The 15,538-nt window shown below is 72.0% G+C and carries 15 protein-coding genes; 9 read left to right on the forward strand and 6 right to left on the reverse strand.

Features of this window, described 5'->3' with window-relative positions:
- Positions 1-142: 142 nt before the first annotated feature.
- Positions 143-1,027, reverse strand: a complete 885-nt coding sequence (locus ACH4U7_RS25615) for a L,D-transpeptidase family protein (RefSeq protein WP_398530161.1) — start codon at positions 1,025-1,027, stop codon at positions 143-145.
- 169 nt (positions 1,028-1,196) lie between these two features.
- Between ACH4U7_RS25615 and ACH4U7_RS25620 the strand changes: the two genes are divergently transcribed.
- Together ACH4U7_RS25620 and ACH4U7_RS25625 are read left to right on the forward strand one after the other, a co-directional pair.
- Positions 1,197-2,786, forward strand: coding sequence for a methylmalonyl-CoA mutase (locus ACH4U7_RS25620; RefSeq protein WP_398530162.1), 1,590 nt, complete (start codon positions 1,197-1,199; stop codon positions 2,784-2,786).
- 91 nt (positions 2,787-2,877) lie between these two features.
- Positions 2,878-3,567, forward strand: coding sequence for a SecDF P1 head subdomain-containing protein (locus ACH4U7_RS25625; RefSeq protein WP_398530163.1), 690 nt, complete (start codon positions 2,878-2,880; stop codon positions 3,565-3,567).
- A gap of 19 nt (positions 3,568-3,586) precedes the next feature.
- On the opposite strand, the gene ACH4U7_RS25630 is transcribed toward ACH4U7_RS25625, so the two are convergent.
- Positions 3,587-4,168, reverse strand: coding sequence for a helix-turn-helix domain-containing protein (locus ACH4U7_RS25630; protein WP_398530164.1), 582 nt, complete (start codon positions 4,166-4,168; stop codon positions 3,587-3,589).
- A 46-nt stretch (positions 4,169-4,214) separates the two neighbouring features.
- Between ACH4U7_RS25630 and ACH4U7_RS25635 the strand changes: the two genes are divergently transcribed.
- Both ACH4U7_RS25635 and ACH4U7_RS25640 read left to right on the forward strand, forming a co-directional pair.
- Positions 4,215-5,078 (forward strand): AzlC family ABC transporter permease, encoded by an 864-nt coding sequence (locus ACH4U7_RS25635; protein WP_398530165.1) that lies wholly within the window; start codon positions 4,215-4,217, stop codon positions 5,076-5,078.
- Positions 5,075-5,383 carry an AzlD domain-containing protein gene (locus ACH4U7_RS25640; RefSeq protein ID WP_398530166.1) on the forward strand — a complete coding sequence of 103 codons (309 nt, stop codon included), beginning with the start codon at positions 5,075-5,077 and terminating at the stop codon, positions 5,381-5,383. The genes ACH4U7_RS25635 and ACH4U7_RS25640 overlap by 4 nt, the downstream gene beginning before the upstream one ends.
- 1,313 nt (positions 5,384-6,696) lie before the next feature.
- Here the strand turns inward: ACH4U7_RS25640 and ACH4U7_RS25645 are convergent.
- Positions 6,697-8,226, reverse strand: a complete 1,530-nt coding sequence (locus ACH4U7_RS25645; RefSeq protein ID WP_398530167.1) for a hypothetical protein — start codon at positions 8,224-8,226, stop codon at positions 6,697-6,699.
- Between the two features lie 223 nt (positions 8,227-8,449).
- On the opposite strand from ACH4U7_RS25645, the gene ACH4U7_RS25650 reads away from it, so the two are divergent.
- The gene (locus ACH4U7_RS25650; protein WP_398530168.1) at positions 8,450-9,013 is read left to right on the forward strand and encodes an ArsR/SmtB family transcription factor; all 564 of its coding nucleotides are present in this window, start codon (positions 8,450-8,452) and stop codon (positions 9,011-9,013) included.
- A gap of 124 nt (positions 9,014-9,137) precedes the next feature.
- On the forward strand, positions 9,138-10,478 hold the full coding sequence (locus ACH4U7_RS25655) for an alpha/beta hydrolase family protein (protein ID WP_398530169.1): 1,341 nt from the start codon (positions 9,138-9,140) through the stop codon (positions 10,476-10,478).
- A 19-nt stretch (positions 10,479-10,497) separates the two neighbouring features.
- Here ACH4U7_RS25655 and ACH4U7_RS25660 read toward each other — a convergent pair whose 3' ends face one another.
- Positions 10,498-11,229 (reverse strand): B3/4 domain-containing protein, encoded by a 732-nt coding sequence (locus ACH4U7_RS25660; protein ID WP_398530170.1) that lies wholly within the window; start codon positions 11,227-11,229, stop codon positions 10,498-10,500.
- Between the two features lie 171 nt (positions 11,230-11,400).
- Between ACH4U7_RS25660 and ACH4U7_RS25665 the strand changes: the two genes are divergently transcribed.
- The gene (locus tag ACH4U7_RS25665; protein ID WP_398530171.1) at positions 11,401-12,243 is read left to right on the forward strand and encodes a hypothetical protein; all 843 of its coding nucleotides are present in this window, start codon (positions 11,401-11,403) and stop codon (positions 12,241-12,243) included.
- Here ACH4U7_RS25665 and ACH4U7_RS25670 read toward each other — a convergent pair.
- On the reverse strand, positions 12,218-12,358 hold the full coding sequence (locus tag ACH4U7_RS25670; protein ID WP_398530172.1) for an SCO1431 family membrane protein: 141 nt from the start codon (positions 12,356-12,358) through the stop codon (positions 12,218-12,220). The two genes, ACH4U7_RS25665 and ACH4U7_RS25670, sit on opposite strands and share 26 nt — an antisense overlap.
- 160 nt (positions 12,359-12,518) lie before the next feature.
- Here ACH4U7_RS25670 and ACH4U7_RS25675 point away from each other — a divergent pair, with 160 nt between their 5' ends.
- Entirely contained in the window at positions 12,519-13,991 is a 1,473-nt protein-coding gene (locus ACH4U7_RS25675; protein WP_398530173.1) for an amidase, read from the forward strand.
- 87 nt (positions 13,992-14,078) lie between these two features.
- On the opposite strand, the gene ACH4U7_RS25680 is transcribed toward ACH4U7_RS25675, so the two are convergent.
- Complete coding sequence (locus ACH4U7_RS25680; protein ID WP_385623547.1) at positions 14,079-14,780, reverse strand: FadR/GntR family transcriptional regulator; 702 nt, start codon at positions 14,778-14,780, stop codon at positions 14,079-14,081.
- Positions 14,781-14,924: 144 nt separating this feature from the next.
- On the opposite strand from ACH4U7_RS25680, the gene ACH4U7_RS25685 reads away from it, so the two are divergent.
- A complete protein-coding gene (locus ACH4U7_RS25685; protein ID WP_089513241.1) occupies positions 14,925-15,440 on the forward strand; it encodes a gluconokinase in 516 nt (171 codons plus the stop codon).
- Positions 15,441-15,538: the final 98 nt, after the last annotated feature.

Below are 15,538 nucleotides of genomic sequence, written 5' to 3' on the forward strand. Positions count from 1 at the left end.
GCCGACTGGTCATCGGCCGGCGCGCGGGAGCCGAGGTTCCCCCCGTACCGACGGCTCCGCGCATATGGCGCGGGCAGGGCACGTTCCCCCGGCCCTGCCCGCGCCCTTCTCTTTGGGCCTGCTTGTGGCCTACTCGCGTGGCCTACTTGTAGACCACGACCTTGTCACCCGTCCGGACCTGGTCGAAGAGCTTTGCGATCTTGGCCTTGTCCCGTACGTTGACGCAGCCGTGCGAAGCGCCGCTGTAGCCGCGGGCGGCGAAGTCCGCCGAGTAGTGCACCGCCTGACCGCCGCTGAAGAACATCGCGTACGGCATGGGGGTGTGGTAGATCGTCGAGACGTGGTCGCGGCTCTTGAAGTCGACCTGGAACTGCCCTTCCCGCGTCGGGGTGTACTGCGAGCCGAACCGCACATCCATCGCCGAGACGACCTTGCCGTTGACCATCCAGGCCAGCGTCCGGCTCGTCTTGCTGATGCACAGCGCCCGCCCGGTCATACAGCGCGGATCGGGCTTGGCGAGCGGGTTGGTGGTCGGCGGGTACAGCTCGTCGCGCGTGGGCCGCTTGGTGGCCGTGCGCAGCGAGTTCCAGGTGCGGCGGTCGACCGAGCCGGTGGCCGACAGGCCGTGGCCGCGCTGATAGGCCAGCACCGAGGAGCGGGTGACCGTGCCGTAGTAGCCGGTCGGGTTGCGGCCGAAGAGACCGAGCGCGCGCAGCCGCGCCTGTAACTCGCGCACCCGCTCACTGCTCGTCCCGAAGGCGATCACGGCGGCGGGCGCCGGTGGGGCGGTCCGCCGCGGTGGCACGGCCCGATGCGTGGGACGTGGCTTGTACGTCGGCTTGTGCCAGGTCCTGTGCGGCCGCGGCTTCGCCGGTGCCGCGTGGGCGGGCGCGCTGTGGCTCGTACGCACCTCCGGCCTCGCCCGCGTATGCCCGGCGTCGGCCATGTCCTGCTGTTTGCACCCTGTGACCAGCGTCGCCACCGCAGCCGTGGCGAGCGCCGTACCAGCCACCGATATCCGGTGCATCCTCCCCAACCCCCCAGTCCCGTCTCTGCCCCGGTCTTGTGTTCGCAGTTCGCTGTCGCTATCCGTCTTCCATGCTTCCCGGGGCTGCCGCCCGGCGAACATCGGCGCATGCTGTGAGGAGGGCTCTTTCCCCAGTGATGGACACCGGACCAGCAGGAGACGTGAACCCATGGCGCGCGATTCGGAGTCGGGCTTCCCCATCGAGCCGGTGTACGGGCCCGAGGCGCTGGCCGGCCGGGACCCGGAGGAGGCGCTGGGCGAGCCGGGCGTATACCCGTACACCCGCGGGGTCTATCCCTCCATGTACACCGGCCGCCCCTGGACGATGCGCCAATACGCGGGCTTCGGCACCGCCGCCGAGTCCAACGCCCGCTACCGCCGGCTCATCGAGCACGGCACGACGGGCCTGTCCGTCGCCTTCGACCTGCCCACGCAGATGGGCTATGACTCCGACGCCCCGCTCGCCCACGGCGAGGTCGGCAAGGTCGGCGTCGCCATCGACTCGATCGAGGACATGCGGACGCTGTTCGCCGGCATCCCGCTGGACCGCGTCTCGACCTCCATGACCATCAACGCCCCCGCGGCCCTGCTGCTCCTGCTCTACCAACTCGTCGGCGAGGAGCAGGGCGTGGCGGCCCGGGATCTGACCGGGACCATCCAGAACGACGTGCTCAAGGAGTACATCGCGCGCGGCACCTACATCTTCCCGCCGGGCCCCTCGCTGCGGCTCGTCGCGGACGTCTTCAAGTACTGCCGGGCCGAGATCCCCCGCTGGAACACCATCTCCATCTCCGGCTACCACATGGCCGAGGCGGGCGCCTCGCCCGCGCAGGAGATCGCCTTCACGCTGGCCGACGGCATCGAGTACGTCCGTACGGCCCTCGCCGCGGGCATGGCGGTCGACGATTTCGCCCCCCGCCTGTCCTTCTTCTTCGTCTCCCGTACGACGCTCCTCGAAGAGGCCGCCAAATTCCGGGCGGCGCGCAGGATCTGGGCGCGGGTCATGCGCGAGGAGTTCGGCGCCCGCGACCCGAGGTCGCAGATGCTGCGCTTCCACACCCAGACGGCGGGCGTCCAGCTCACCGCCCAGCAGCCCGAGGTGAATCTGGTGCGGGTCGCGGTCCAGGGGCTCGCCGCGGTCCTCGGCGGCACCCAGTCCCTGCACACCAACGCCTACGACGAGGCCATCGCGCTGCCGACCGACAAGTCCGCCCGCCTGGCGCTGCGCACCCAGCAGGTGCTGGCCCTCGAGACGGATGTGACCGCCACGGTCGACCCGCTCGCCGGTTCGTACGCCGTCGAATCGCTGACCGACGCCGTCGAAGCCGCCGCCCTCGATCTGCTGCGGCGGGTCGAGGACCTGGGCGGCGCCGTGGCCGCCATCGAACAGGGCTTCCAGAAGGAGGAGATCGAGCGCAACGCCTACCGCATCGCCCAGGAGACCGACGCGGGCGATCGGGTGGTCGTCGGCGTGAACCGCTTCCGGCTGGAGGAGGAAGAGCCGTACGAGCCGCTGCGCGTGGACCCGGCCATCGAGGAACAGCAGCGGAACCGCCTGGCGAAGCTGCGCGCCGAGCGCGACCGTACGGCGGTGGGCGCGGCGCTGTCCGCGCTCAAGAAGGCCGCCGGGAGCGAGGCGGGGGCGGCGAACGTCCTCTACCCGATGAAGGACGCGCTCGCCGCCCGCGCCACGCTGGGGGAGGTCTGCGATGCGCTGCGGGACGTATGGGGTACGTATGTCCCCGCCGATGCCTTCTGAGCCGATGTCTTCTGACCGGGGCACGGTTTCTGGTCTACTTTCAGGACCGACTTGAGGCCACAGGGTTCAGAACCACGGGGGGGCAGGGCCGATGAGGACCGGATGGGTGCGGGCGCGGGGCGTTGCGGTGGCGGGGCTGCTGCTGACGGCGTCGGCCGCGACGGGATGCGACGGCGGCGGCAGTGACGGCGCGGGTGACCGGGGCGGCGCCATCGGCGGGGCCTTCGACCCGCCGAAGAAGACCCCGTCGGCGCCCGGGGGCGGAGACGACGAGGGCGGCGGCGCGGCGGGTGGCGTGGTGAGCGGGCCGCCGGTGAAGTTCCTCCCGGTCGAGCGGGAGGAGCCCGGGTCCTGCCCGAGCGGCGCCGCCGACGCGTACACGGACACGCCCACGGGCAGGACGGGCGGGGCGACCGGGACGGGCGGGACGGCGTCGGACGGGGCGACCGAGGCCGCGCCGTCGTGCCTCTACCTCGATCCGGACGGCGGGATGACCGTGCGCCGGACCGAGTCGGCGAAGGCGACCTTGGACACGCAGTACGCCAATGGCTTCATCGTGACCATCGACCTCGCCGACGCGGACGCCAAGCGCTTCGGCGAGTTGACGGGCAAGCTCGCCCAGGAGCAGCCCCCGCGGAACCGGCTGGCGATGGTGCGCGGCGACAAGCTGCTGTCCGCCCCGACCGTCGCTTCCGCCATTCCCGGGGGCAAGGTCCAGATCACCGGGTCGTTCGACCGGGACGAGGCGGAGCAGCTGGCGCGGGACCTCGGCGGCGGCTGAGCGGCCGCGAACTCCGGCGCTACGTGTGCTCCATGGTCAGGGTCAGGGCGGTGCCGGGTTCGAGGGCCTGGCAGATATGCGGGGCGTCGCCGGGATAGGCGATGTAGTCGCCCGGCCCCAGCTCGACCGGCTCCTCGCTGGGGCCGATGAGCACACGCCCGGCATTGATCACCGCGTGTTCCACGGTGCCCGGCTGATGCGGATCGGATTCGCGCGGCGGGCCGGGCTCCACATGTACGAGGTAGATGTCCCGGCGGGCGTTCGGCGGGCTGGAGGCCAGCAGGGTGGCCACATAGTTCGAGCGCTCGGACGGCACCGCGATGCCCTCGCCGTGGCGCAGCACGGTCACCGGGGGACGCGGCGGGTCGACCAGCCTGCTGAACGGCACGTCGAGCGTGACGCTGATCGCCCAGAGCGTTTCCACGCTGGGGTTGCCCGCGCCTGACTCCAGCTGGGACAGCGTGGACTTGGCGATTCCGGCGCGTTTGGCCAGCTCGGACAGGGACAGCCCGGCCCGGCCGCGCTCTTTGCGGATCGAGGCCGCGATCCGTTCCAGCGGGGGGCGGCGGGCCGACTGGGCCCGTTCGCTCTGTCGGTCCATACGTTCTCCTTGACGAACGACCGATGGTTTGTTCACCATACCGTCCATGCGTTCGTTGTGGAAAACGGTCCCGCTGGAACGGCGGCTGCTGCGCGATATGGCGATGGTGGGTGTCGCCATCGGCGTCGTGGGCGTGTCCTTCGGGGCGATCGCGGTCTCCCGTGGCGAACCGGCCTGGGTACCGCTCACCATGTCGCTGACGGTGTTCGCCGCCGGGGCGCAGCTCGCCGCGCTGGACATCGTGCTGGGCGGCGGCGGAACGGCCGCCGCCGTGGCCGCCGGGCTGGTGCTCAACGCCCGGCTGCTGCTGTTCGGCCTGGCCGTCGCCGATGTGCTGGGCGGTGTACGGGGACCGGCCCGGCTGCTGGGCAGCCATGCGCTGGTCGACCAGTCGGCGGCGTTCGCCCTGGCACAGCGCGAACCGGCGCGGCGCAGAGCCGCGTTCTTCGTCTGCGGCGCGCTGCTGTTCGTGATGTGGAATCTCGGCACCCTGCTGGGCGTGGTGGCTGGACGGGCCATGGGCGATCCGGGCGCGCTGGGCCTGGACGCGGCCGAGCCGATGGTCCTGCTGGCCCTGGTCCTCCCGGCGCTGCGCGAGCCACGCACCCGCCGGGCCGCGCTGCTCGGCGCCGCGGTCGCACTCGCCTGCACGCCGTTTCTGCCCGGCGGACTGCCCGTGCTGGTGGCCCTGGTGGGGGTGGTGGCCGCGGCGGGCGGCGGCCCCGACGGATCGTATGGCGCAGGCGGGACCCGTGGACCGGGCGGGACACATGACACCGGCGAGTCCCATGGTGCGGCGGGGGCGGAGGGTACGCCGGGGATGGAGGGCGCGCCGGGGGCGGAGGGCGCGCCGGGGATGGAGGGCGCGCCGGGGGCGGAGGGTACGCCGGGGGCGGAGGGCCTCACATGACTCCGCTGACCGTACTGCTGCTGGCCGTCGGCACCTACGGGCTACGGCTGTCCGGCCCGCTGCTCTCGGACCGGATCGAGCTGGGCGAGCGGGCCCGGCGGCTGCTCTCCGTATCCGCGACCGTGCTCCTGTGCGCGCTGGTCGCCACCTCGTCCCTCACCGCCGACCACGCCTTCGCCGGCTGGGCCCGGCCCGCCGGGGTGCTGGTGGGCGGGGCGCTGGCGACCCGGCGGGCGCCGTTCCTCGCCACGGTGCTGGCGGCAGCGGCCACCACCGGGGCGCTCAGGTGGCTCGGCGTGGACTGAGGCGGGGCGGGGGCGTCAGCCGGTGACCGACTGCGGCGAGCCCGTGACCAGCCGCAAGTGGATCCGTACGCCTGGGCAGAGGGACGGCCGGGGGGTGTGGTGTACGGGGCCGTGGGGGCGGCGGAGGCGGAGGCGGGGGCGGGGGAGTTGGGCCGCTGCGCTTCGCTTCGCGTTGGCTGCGCTTCGCTCCGCGTGCGCCTAGGCGCCGTCTCGCGGCATTCGGCTCACGCGGGTGCGGGTTTCGTCTCGGACCCTCCGGGTCCAACGCGCCGGCGAGAAGGGGGAAGGGGGGCGGCCGGCCCGGCGTCCCAATTCCTCGGCCCGGCGGGCGCTGAGCTCAAAGAGGCTCCGCTGCGCTCCACCGCAGCTGCTGCCGCGCGGTGGCCGACCGGTCAGTCCAGCGGTGCGCTCGGCCGGGGGCGCGGGAGCGCGACGGACAAGCGAGCACCGACGGACGGGACCGCCTCTCCATCCACCTGCTCTCAGAAAAACGCTTGATGCAGTACTTGATATAAAGCAAGCATTTTTTTAAGAGGGGGTGGGTGGAGAGCCCCAACCGGACTGGCACCCACCGCTCCGGGCGACCGCCCGTTGGGCCGGACGGCGACGATGCCTCCGGCGCCCCCTCCCCTTCCCGTTGCTGGCTGTTTTGCGCCGAAGGCGCGAGACGATGCGCGCACGCGGCGTCCGGACCATGCCGTCCAGCGGTCGTCGGCCCGTTCGTCGCGCTCGCGCGCCTCCGGTCCAGCGCACCGCTGGCTGACCGGCTTGGCCACTGCGCGGTAGCAGCTGCGGCGGAGCGCAGCGGAGCCTCTTTGAGCTCAGCCACCCGCCGGGCCGAGGAACCGGGACGCCGGGCCGGCCGCCCCCCTTCCCCCTTCTCGCCGGCGCTTTGGACCCGGAGGGTCCGAGACGAAACCCGCACCCGCCTGAGCCGAATGCCGCGAGACGGCGCCTAGGCGCACGCGGAGCGAAGCGAAGCCAACGCGAAGCGGACCCCTCCGCCGGAGGGAGAGAAGGTGAGAGAGGGGGACGGCAGTCACACCAACTTCGCCGCCCTGGCGGCGAGCAGGATGAGGGACAAGGACCGAGCGGCGAACTACCTCAGTCGTCGCACGCCAGCGGTGCGCCATGGACAAGGCAAAGTGAAGGCGCAGGCGGGCGCCAAGACGTGGGACGCCTCCTTGGGCACCCTGGGAGGGGGTTGGAGTCTGTCCTCGGCGCCAAGCGCCCTGCCGGCGCGCGCCGCACAACGGGGAGTTGGAGGGCGGCGACCAGTTTCAGCAGCAGAGATGTGTGTTTCGGAGCGCCCCTCAAGACTCGACGATGATGGTGCCTATGGTCGATTCCGGGCCGGGCCCATCCGGACGGTCGACTTTCCACCAGCCCAGCACGTCCTGGTATTCCGGCTGGGGAATCGTACGTCCTTCGGCAGTCATCAACCGTCCCTGATATGCCTGGGCATAACGTGCTCGAACCGAATAGGTGCCGGGCTCGTCGGGAACAACGATGTCGCACGACACATTTACCCACTCAGCCGGACCCGGGTTGTCTTCCGCCATCGCCTCGACGTCCGTGCCCCAATTGACGACCTTCAAGCCTCCCCCGCTGCGCTGCTTACCATTCCATACCGACGCCTGTGCGCGATCCTGGCCCGCCAACCCAACGATCACCTGGTTGACAGCGTTTCCGCACTCCGAGCAGTCATGTAACACATCAAAACTGAGCTCGTGTGAACCGCCTCCGCGGACGTGTATCACGTCGCCCTGGCCATCGATCTTCATGTTGCGGATCTTGAACCGAAATCCCGTCCCGCCCCCGTACGGCTCGACCATTTCGGGCTGCGGCTGCGCCGGTATATCCGGTGACGCCTGTCCGACACGTACGCCCCGGTAGGCGACGGGTGCGTGGCCCGTACGTTGGCGGTAGCCGACGAAACTGCCGCTGCCCTCGGCGAGGAACCTGACGGCTTCGAGTTGCAGGTGCGGGGAGCCGTTGCTGTCGGTGATCTCGAGGCGGTAGCGGTCATAGGACTCCGGCTCGGCGATCCGGTACATCTGCGACTGGTGCCGGTGGGCGAACGACTGACCGGAGCGGGTGTCCAGGGTCCGCCACGGCCGTCCGTCCGCGGATCCGCGCAGGGTCCATGCGGCCGGGTCGCGATCAGGCGCGTCGTTCGCGGAGGTCAGCACGTACCGATCGACCGACACCGGCTCGGTCAGCTCGAATTCCACGGACGCACGGTTCTGGGGTGCGAACCACTTGCCGGCCGATGCATCCACGAGATTCACAGCCACCTCACCCGCGTCGCGGTACTCGGCGCTGGCGTGCACGGCGGTGACCAGTTCGCTGACATCCGCCTTGCCGGACCCACTCGCCGGACGCAGCGCCACCGAACACGCGTTGCCGGACCGGTCGCGCCAGGTCACCCACCGTACGGGCGCCTCCTCGCCGTCCTCGACAAGCACCCGCAGCCGTCCCGCCGGATGCCAGCCGCCGGTGTCCTCGACCTGCGTGTCGAACTCGTACCCGCGCGCACCGTCCCCATCCTCGGGGCGGTCCCGTTGGCCGTTGTCCCGTTGGCCGTCGAGTTCGCCCCGGACCTCCACCACGTCACCGTCGGCGGTACGGCGATGGCCGTAACAGCTCGCCATGTCCGGTGAGAAGCCGAGTGCGCACTGCGCGCCGTCCTCGGTGCCCCAGGACAGCTGCTCCGGCACCTCGCCCCCACCGTCGTCCAGGTGCACCAGCAACCGTGATCCCGGCACCCACTGCTCCGAGTCCCACGCGCGCCGCCACATCCGAAACACGAACACAGACGCCTCATCCGGCACCGGCCGCACAAACCCTCCTCGCCCACCACGGCGCCGGCGACAGGCGCCCGTCGCCACACGACGGGGACGACCATAGCCACCCCCGCTCCCGCCTTGCCACATCCAGCGACCGACTACGCCCCGACACGCACATCGGCGCCATAGGGCGGCCGCCGCGGCCCGCAACTCGGTCCGCACCCAAGAGTTGCAAGGGCTCCTTGCAAAGACCCTTTGCAACTCGTAGCCTTCTGGCGTGGCCGAACAACCGCCTGCTCAAGAGATCACCGATGTCGAGGCGCTGCGCGCCTTCGCGCACCCGATGCGGCAGAAGATCGAGCAATGCCTGCGCCGAGGACCGGCCAACTCTGCCGCGCTGGCACGCGAGTTGGGCGAGAGTACGGGGCTGGTCAGCTACCACCTGCGGCAGCTGGCCAAGCACGGCTTCGTCGAGGAGGTCCCGGAGCTGGCGAAGGGGCGGGAGCGGTGGTGGCGGGCGGTGCCGGGGGATCGGCGGTACCCGCCGTACAGTCGACAGACGCCGGAGATGCGTGAGGCTCTGACCGAGATGCATCGGCTCAACCTCGCCGAACTGATCGACTCCGCCCGGCGGTTCGAGGAGGCGCGCGACACGCTGGGCCCCTGGGCTGACGCGGCGCTCTTCTCGCGCGCCACGCTCCGGGTCGACCCCGCCCAACTCCGCGCGTTCTTCGAGGAGTACATCGCGCTCCTCTACCGGTACTCGGCTCCGGAAACAGGGAACGCGCCCGAGGTGCGGACCGTGCTGGTCCGGCTGCTCGGAATTCCCGAGACCGACTGACCGCACGCGGCCCAACCAACAACGAAGGGGGACGCACGCCGTGCTGCTCTCGGCTACGTCCGTATCACCGATACGCGCCGTACTGGCATTTGCGTCCGCGGTATTGGCCGGCACCCTCCTCCTGTTGGCCGCGCCCATGGCGTACGCCCGCGGGGACGGGCTGGTCCGCCAGAACGTCACCTTCCGGGGCGGGGGTGGGCTCGTCCTGCACGGCACCGTCCTCAGCAGGGACGGAGCACCCGGCCCGGAACCTGGCATCGTGCTCGTCGGCGGCTCGGGTTCCGGGCCCCGGGAGGAGTATCGGCAGGAGGCCGAAGCGTTCGCCCGGGCCGGGATCACCACGCTCGTCTACGACAAGCGGACCGTCGGCTACTCCCTGCTCCACCGGGACTTCGGCCTGCTGGCCGACGACGCGCTCGCCGGAGTGCGGTTGTTGCAGTCCAGGACCGGGGTGAACCCACGCCGGGTCGGGCTGTGGGGGTTCAGTGAGGGGGGCTGGGTGGCGCCGCTGGCCGCATCGCGCTCAACCGACGTCGCGTTCGTCGTCACCATCGGTGGCTCCGGCTACGACCCGCTGCGTACCGAGACCTGGAACCTCGCCACGCATCTGCGCCACCAAGGGGTGGGCGGATCGTTCCGTCGCACCGTGGCCGGCCCCGCCGCCCAATTCCTGGGCTCGACCGGTCTGTTCCCCGCGGCCGGCTACGACCCTTTGCCGGTGCTGGAGCAGCTTCACCGAACGCCGGTACTGGCGCTGTGGGGCGATCACGATACGCAGGTGCCGCCCCAGGAGAGCGCACGGATCTTCCGCGAGGCCCTGGCCCGTGCGGGCAACCGGCACGCCGTCATCGGCTTCGTCGCCGGCGGTGCGCACAACGGGCACCGCACGTCGGACGGGTTCGACCGGATCGGCGGCCCACTCTTCCATGGCAAGAAGCTGGGGGAGCTGACCCCGCGCTATGCGCAGACCATGACTTCATGGGTGCGGGCCGTGGCCGCCGGCCACCCACCGGCGTCGAGCGCTGCCCCCGCACCCGGGCAGGCACTCGCCACCACCCCCGTACCGGGGCACGCCTGGTATGCCTGGCTCGCCCCGGCGCTGCTCCTCCTCGGCTTCGCCGCCTATCCGGTGAGTGCCCTCCTGCGCCGGGGCCCGGTCCTGCGCCCGGTGCGGTGGTTGGCCGGGCTGGGCCTGCTGGCGGTCGTGGCGACGGTGGCCTGTTCGATCGCCGTCTTTGTGGCGGGGAACGGCGCCGTGGCACCCGTTGTGTGGGGCCGTCCGGCTCTGTGGCTGGTGGCGCAGGGGCTTGCCGTCGCCGTGGTGGTGTCTGCCGGTGTCTCGGCAGTCGCACTCCGGCGCCGACGGCTGACGTCGAGCTGGGCGGCCTGGCTGCGTCTGGCGCCGGTCGGGCTGGCCGCGGTCGGGTTCGTACCGTGGGCGGTGTGGTGGGGTGTTGCCGCGTGACGCGGTGAGACGGGGGCCGTCAGTCCGTGAGCGACTGCGGCGAGCCCGTGACCAGCCGAGAGTGGATCCGTACGCCCGGGCAGGCATCCGTCAGGGCCGCGGTGAGCGCGTCCCCGGCGGCGGTCAAGGCGGCGTCGTCCATGGGGCCGAGGGCGTCGAGGACGAACATGGCGCGGGTGGTGGCGTGGGTCAGCCGGGTGCGGGTGCACTGGCGCCAGTTCCAGCGGCGGCAGGTGACGCCCGCGTCGTCGCGCCAGACCACCTCGCCCGGCGCGGGGTGCTCCACGACGGCCTCACCGCCGGCCGTGGTCTCGAAGGTCTCGTCGCCGGCGGCGCGGACCAGGCGCGCCGGTCCGGCGTAGTGGTCCAGGTCCTCGCCGCCGAGCGGCAGGACATGGGCGACGGAGATCGCGTTGTAGATATCGGTGAGCCGGTCCACCCGGGGCAGCCCGGCCGCCAGCCGCCGCAGCAGCGCCTCCGCGCTCGGCCGGGTGCGCTGCGGCTTCGCGCCGAAGGCGCGGAACGCCTCGCGCCAGGCGGCGAGGTGCGGATGCTCCTCCACAGGCCCGTCGCCCAGCAGCTCGCGCGCCGTGGCCTCCGCCGCCGCGAGCATGCCCTCACTGAAGTCGTCGCTGGGGCCGGGGCGCAGCCCCTCGGCGGTGATGAGGAGCGCGCGGTAGTCGGGGCGCAGCGCGAGGACGGCCGGGTCGATGGTGGCCGAGTCGAGCCATTTCGCCGCGTCGAGTGTCACGGTTCGCGTCTCCCTGCGTAGTTCACTATCCATAACGGTGGAGTACAGCGTACTGGACGGTGCTGGTTCATCGCAGGACTCGCGTCCCGGGGCAAGGTGCACTCAACTCCACCCGAGGACGGCGGGCTCCCCACATGGTGGCGAGCGGCCCGACACGGAATCCTTTAACACATGACGACATACACCACCGGCCGTGGGCCGCACCGCAGCGAACCGACCGCCTCCGCCCCGCTCGCCGCCCCCGCCCCCGCCTTAGCGGGCATGGCGGCGCCGACCGGCCCGCACCCCGTCGGCATGATCTCCCTGCCCCTGGTCGACCGCGACCGGCCCGAGCCCGGGGTGCGGTCCAAGCCGTTCCGCGAGCTGATGGTCGACGTCCGCTACCCGGCCCGTGAGGTCGAGCGGTACGAGCGGACCCCGGGGACCTTCGTACACGAGGACGCCCCGCCCGCGCTGGACCCCAGCGGCCCGCGCCCGGTGGTGCTCCACTCGCCCGGCGTCGGCGAGGCGTATGCGCCCAGCCCGCTCGCCGAGGAGCTGGCCTCGCACGGCTATGTGGTCGTGACCATCGTCCACGACGACGACGCGCGGGCGGCCGGGCTGGCGGGCGACGGGCTGGCGGGCGACCGGGTGGCGGGCGACGGGCTGGCGGGCGACGGGCTGGCGGGCGACGGGCTGGCGGGCGACGGGGTGGCGGACGACCGCGTGCCGGACGTCCGGTTCGTACTCGACCAGCTGATCTCGCTCGCCCCCGGCGTACTGGACCTGTCCAGGATCGGGCTGGTCGGCCGGTCCGCAAGGGTCAGGGCGGGGGGCTGCCCCGCGGACCTGGCGACCCTGCACCTGGCGACCCTGCACGACGACCCGAGGATCACGGCGGTCGCCGATCTGGGCGGAAACCTGGCGGCTTCGACCGACGACCCGCGTACGTCCCTCGTGGCGTTCTTCGACCGCCGGCTGCGCGGTGGCGAGGGTACGGCCGTCGCGGCTACAGCAGCCCGAGCTGGACGGTGAGCATCGCGATGCAGATGGTCAGAACCCAGCCGAGGATGGTCTCCAGCGGCCCGTCTTCGGACGGTCCGCCGGTACGAGGCAGGAAACGGGTGCGGCGTGCCGCGATGTCGGTCATGCGGGTGTCCTTCTCGCTCAGCGATGATTCGGCATGAGGCAGCCGTCACCCCGCCCAGGGTGCGCATGGGCATCCCGTGCGGTAAAGGGGGAGTGGCCGAACTCACGAGCAGCGGTTCCAGCCCGCCGGGCGCGGGCGAAGCGAGTCGAGGAGGTCCGCCGTGACCAGCGTCATTCCGAAAGGCTTGAGCGAGCAGGTCCGCGCGCTGGCCGGCGGTGAGGTGTCCTCCCGTGCGCTGGTCGAGCGGGCGCTGGTCCGTATCGCCGGGACACAGGGCACGCTCAACGCCTTCCGGCGGGTACGCGCCGAGGCCGCGCTCCGCGAGGCCGACGAGGCCGACCGGCTGCTGGCGGCCGGGCGACGGCTGCCGCTGCTGGGGGTGCCGATCGCGGTCAAGGACGACACGGACGTGGCGGGCGAGCCGACCGCCTTCGGGTGCTGCGGGGAGTTCCCGCCCAAGACCGAGGACTCCGAGGTGGTGCGGCGGCTGCGGGCCGCCGGTGCCGTCATCGTGGGCAAGACGAACACACCGGAGCTGGGGCAGTGGCCGTTCACGGAAGGGCCCGCCTTCGGCGTGACACGCAATCCCTGGAACCCGGACTACACCCCGGGCGGCTCCTCCGGCGGAGCCGCGGCCGCCGTGGCCGCGGGCCTGGTGCCCGCCGCGCTCGGCTCGGACGGGGCCGGTTCGGTCCGTATCCCGGCCGCCTGGAGCCATCTGATCGGCATCAAGCCGCAGCGCGGCCGGATCTCCACCTGGCCGTACGCCGAGGCGTTCAACGGCATCACCTGCAACGGCCCCCTCGCCCGCACCGTCGAGGACGCCGCCCTGCTGCTGCACGCGGCGACCGGCAACCGCCCGGGCGATCTGCACCAGCCGCCGCCCGTGGACGTGCTCTCCGCCGTACGCCGCGATCCGGGGCGGCTGCGCATCGCGCTCTCCCTGAAACCCCCCTTCACCGGCACGCACAAGCACCTCGACCCGGTCGTCCGCGCCGCCGTCCTGCGGCTCGCCGAGCGGCTGGCGGCCCTGGGCCACGAGGTCGTGGCGGCCGAGCCGCGGTACGGGGCCGGGGTCGGCCTGTCCTTTCTGCCACGGGCGATGGTGGGCCTGTGGGAGTGGTCCGCGAACGTCCCGGACCGGGCCCTGCTGGACGTACGCACCCTCACCGCCGTCCGGCACGGCAGGCTCCTGGGCGGTCGGCCGCTGCGCCTGGCCCGGGCCGCCGAAGAGCCGCTGCGGCGCAGGGTCGGGGCGATCTTCTCGCGCGGCGGCGACGGCTACGGCGACGGCTACGGCTTTGATGTGGTGCTCGCCCCGACGACCGCGACGCCACCGCTGCGGATCGGGGCCCTGGCCGAGCTGAACTCCTGGCACACCGACCGGGCGACGATCGCGGCCTGCCCGTACGCCTGGCCGTGGAACGTCCTGGGGTGGCCGGCCGTGAACGTACCGGCGGGATTCGTCGGCAAGGACGGCACCCTGCCGCTGGGCGCCCAGCTCCTGGGCCCCGCCAACAGCGAGCCGCGGCTGATCTCGCTCGCCGCGCAGCTGGAGGCCGACCAGCGGTGGTACGAGCGCTGGCCGGCGGGGGCGCCGGGCGGAGGGCAGGGCGGGGTACCGAGTCTTTAGGCCCCCATCCCGAACGTCCCCGCGGCGCGCACGTCCCCGCGGCGCGCACGTCCCCGCGGCGCGCACGTCCCCGCGGCGCGCACGTCCTTACGGCGCCAGGATGTCCAGCTCCCGCAGCGCGCCGACCGTGATCTCCCGTGTGTACGCCTCCGCCAGCGCCGCGTCCCGCGCCCGTACGGCCTCGGCGACCCGTACGTGCAGGGTGACCGCCTCCGGGTCCGGGTCGCTGAACATCACCTGGTGCTCGGTGCGCCCCGTCAGCACCTCCGCGACCACGTCGCCGAGGCGCGCGAACATCTCGTTGCCCGAGGACTTGAGGATCACCCGGTGGAACGCGATGTCGTGGATCAGGTAGGCGGGCAGCTGCTGGCCGCGTGAGGTGGCCACCATGTTGAGGGCGTGTTCGGTGAGCTCGGCGCACTGCTCGGGGGTGGCGTGCTCGGCGGCCAGCGCCGCCGCGGCCGGTTCGATCGCCGAGCGCAGCGCGGTCAGTGAGCGCAACTGGCGCGGCCGGTCGGCGCCCGCCAGCCGCCAGCGGATGACCTGCGGGTCGAAGACGTCCCACTCGTCGGCCGGGCGCACCGTGACCCCGACCCGGCGGCGGGATTCCACCATGTGCATGGACTCCAGGACGCGCACCACCTCGCGTACGACGGTCCGGGAGACGTCGAAGCGCTGCTCCAGCTCGTCCGTACGCAGCACGGTGCCTGGTGGATATTCGCCTGCGGTGATCGCGGGCCCGAGGGATGCCAGCACACGCGCGTGCTGTCCCCGCCCCTGGTTGTCCATGGGCTCAGCCTACGTGGCGAGCCGCACCTCAAATAAGTATGACTTTTAGGTCACGGACTCTTGAATACGTCGTACCTGTGGGGTTGAGTGTGCCGCGGCGCCGAGGTCGAAGAAGACAGCGCCGGAGAAGACAGCGAGGTATCGATGCAGACCCCCCAGGTTGTCGTCGTCATGGGCGTGTCCGGTACGGGCAAGTCCACGGTCGGCGAGCGGCTGGCAGTGGAGCTCGGCGTTCCGTACGCCGAGGCCGATGACTTCCACCCGCCGGCCAACATCGCCAAGATGTCGGCCGGTGTCCCGCTCGACGATGACGATCGCCGACCCTGGCTGGACGCCATCGGCGCGTGGGCCCACGAACACTCCGTGGGCGGTGGAGTAGTCAGCTGCTCCGCGCTCAAGCGCGCCTATCGCGACCGGCTCCGCGCCGCCGCCCCCGACGTCTTCTTCCTCCATCTCACCGGCGATCGCGATCAGATCGCCCAGCGGATGGAGGCCCGTAAGGGCCACTTCTTCACCAGCAAGATGCTCGATTCGCAGCTGGCCACCCTCGAACCGCTGCAACCGGACGAGAACGGCGTCGCGGTGGACATCACCCCGGACCCCGAGACCGTCACGGAGCGGGCCGTCGCCGTACTGCGGCGGCTCGAAGTCCAGCGCTAGCGCCCGCCCCGTCCGCCATCCCGTCCCCCTCTCCGTCCCTCTGTCCCGTCCCCGGGCCGTATCTGGCATACCCGGATAAACAAACGTACGGCCAAGAC

The organism is Streptomyces sp. NPDC020845 (assembly GCF_044334165.1).
Taxonomy (GTDB): Bacteria; Actinomycetota; Actinomycetes; order Streptomycetales; family Streptomycetaceae; genus Streptomyces.

Bases quoted from the DNA above. Each gene is read 5' to 3' on its own strand.
- ACH4U7_RS25615 (WP_398530161.1), bottom strand. From the start codon at position 1,027: ATGCACCGGATATCGGTGGCTGGTACGGCGCTCGCCACGGCTGCGGTG.
- ACH4U7_RS25620 (WP_398530162.1), top strand. From the start codon at position 1,197: ATGGCGCGCGATTCGGAGTCGGGCTTCCCCATCGAGCCGGTGTACGGG.
- ACH4U7_RS25625 (WP_398530163.1), top strand. From the start codon at position 2,878: ATGAGGACCGGATGGGTGCGGGCGCGGGGCGTTGCGGTGGCGGGGCTG.
- ACH4U7_RS25630 (WP_398530164.1), bottom strand. From the start codon at position 4,168: ATGGACCGACAGAGCGAACGGGCCCAGTCGGCCCGCCGCCCCCCGCTG.
- ACH4U7_RS25635 (WP_398530165.1), top strand. From the start codon at position 4,215: ATGCGTTCGTTGTGGAAAACGGTCCCGCTGGAACGGCGGCTGCTGCGC.
- ACH4U7_RS25640 (WP_398530166.1), top strand. From the start codon at position 5,075: ATGACTCCGCTGACCGTACTGCTGCTGGCCGTCGGCACCTACGGGCTA.
- ACH4U7_RS25665 (WP_398530171.1), top strand. From the start codon at position 11,401: ATGACGACATACACCACCGGCCGTGGGCCGCACCGCAGCGAACCGACC.
- ACH4U7_RS25670 (WP_398530172.1), bottom strand. From the start codon at position 12,358: ATGACCGACATCGCGGCACGCCGCACCCGTTTCCTGCCTCGTACCGGC.
- ACH4U7_RS25680 (WP_385623547.1), bottom strand. From the start codon at position 14,780: ATGGACAACCAGGGGCGGGGACAGCACGCGCGTGTGCTGGCATCCCTC.
- ACH4U7_RS25685 (WP_089513241.1), top strand. From the start codon at position 14,925: ATGCAGACCCCCCAGGTTGTCGTCGTCATGGGCGTGTCCGGTACGGGC.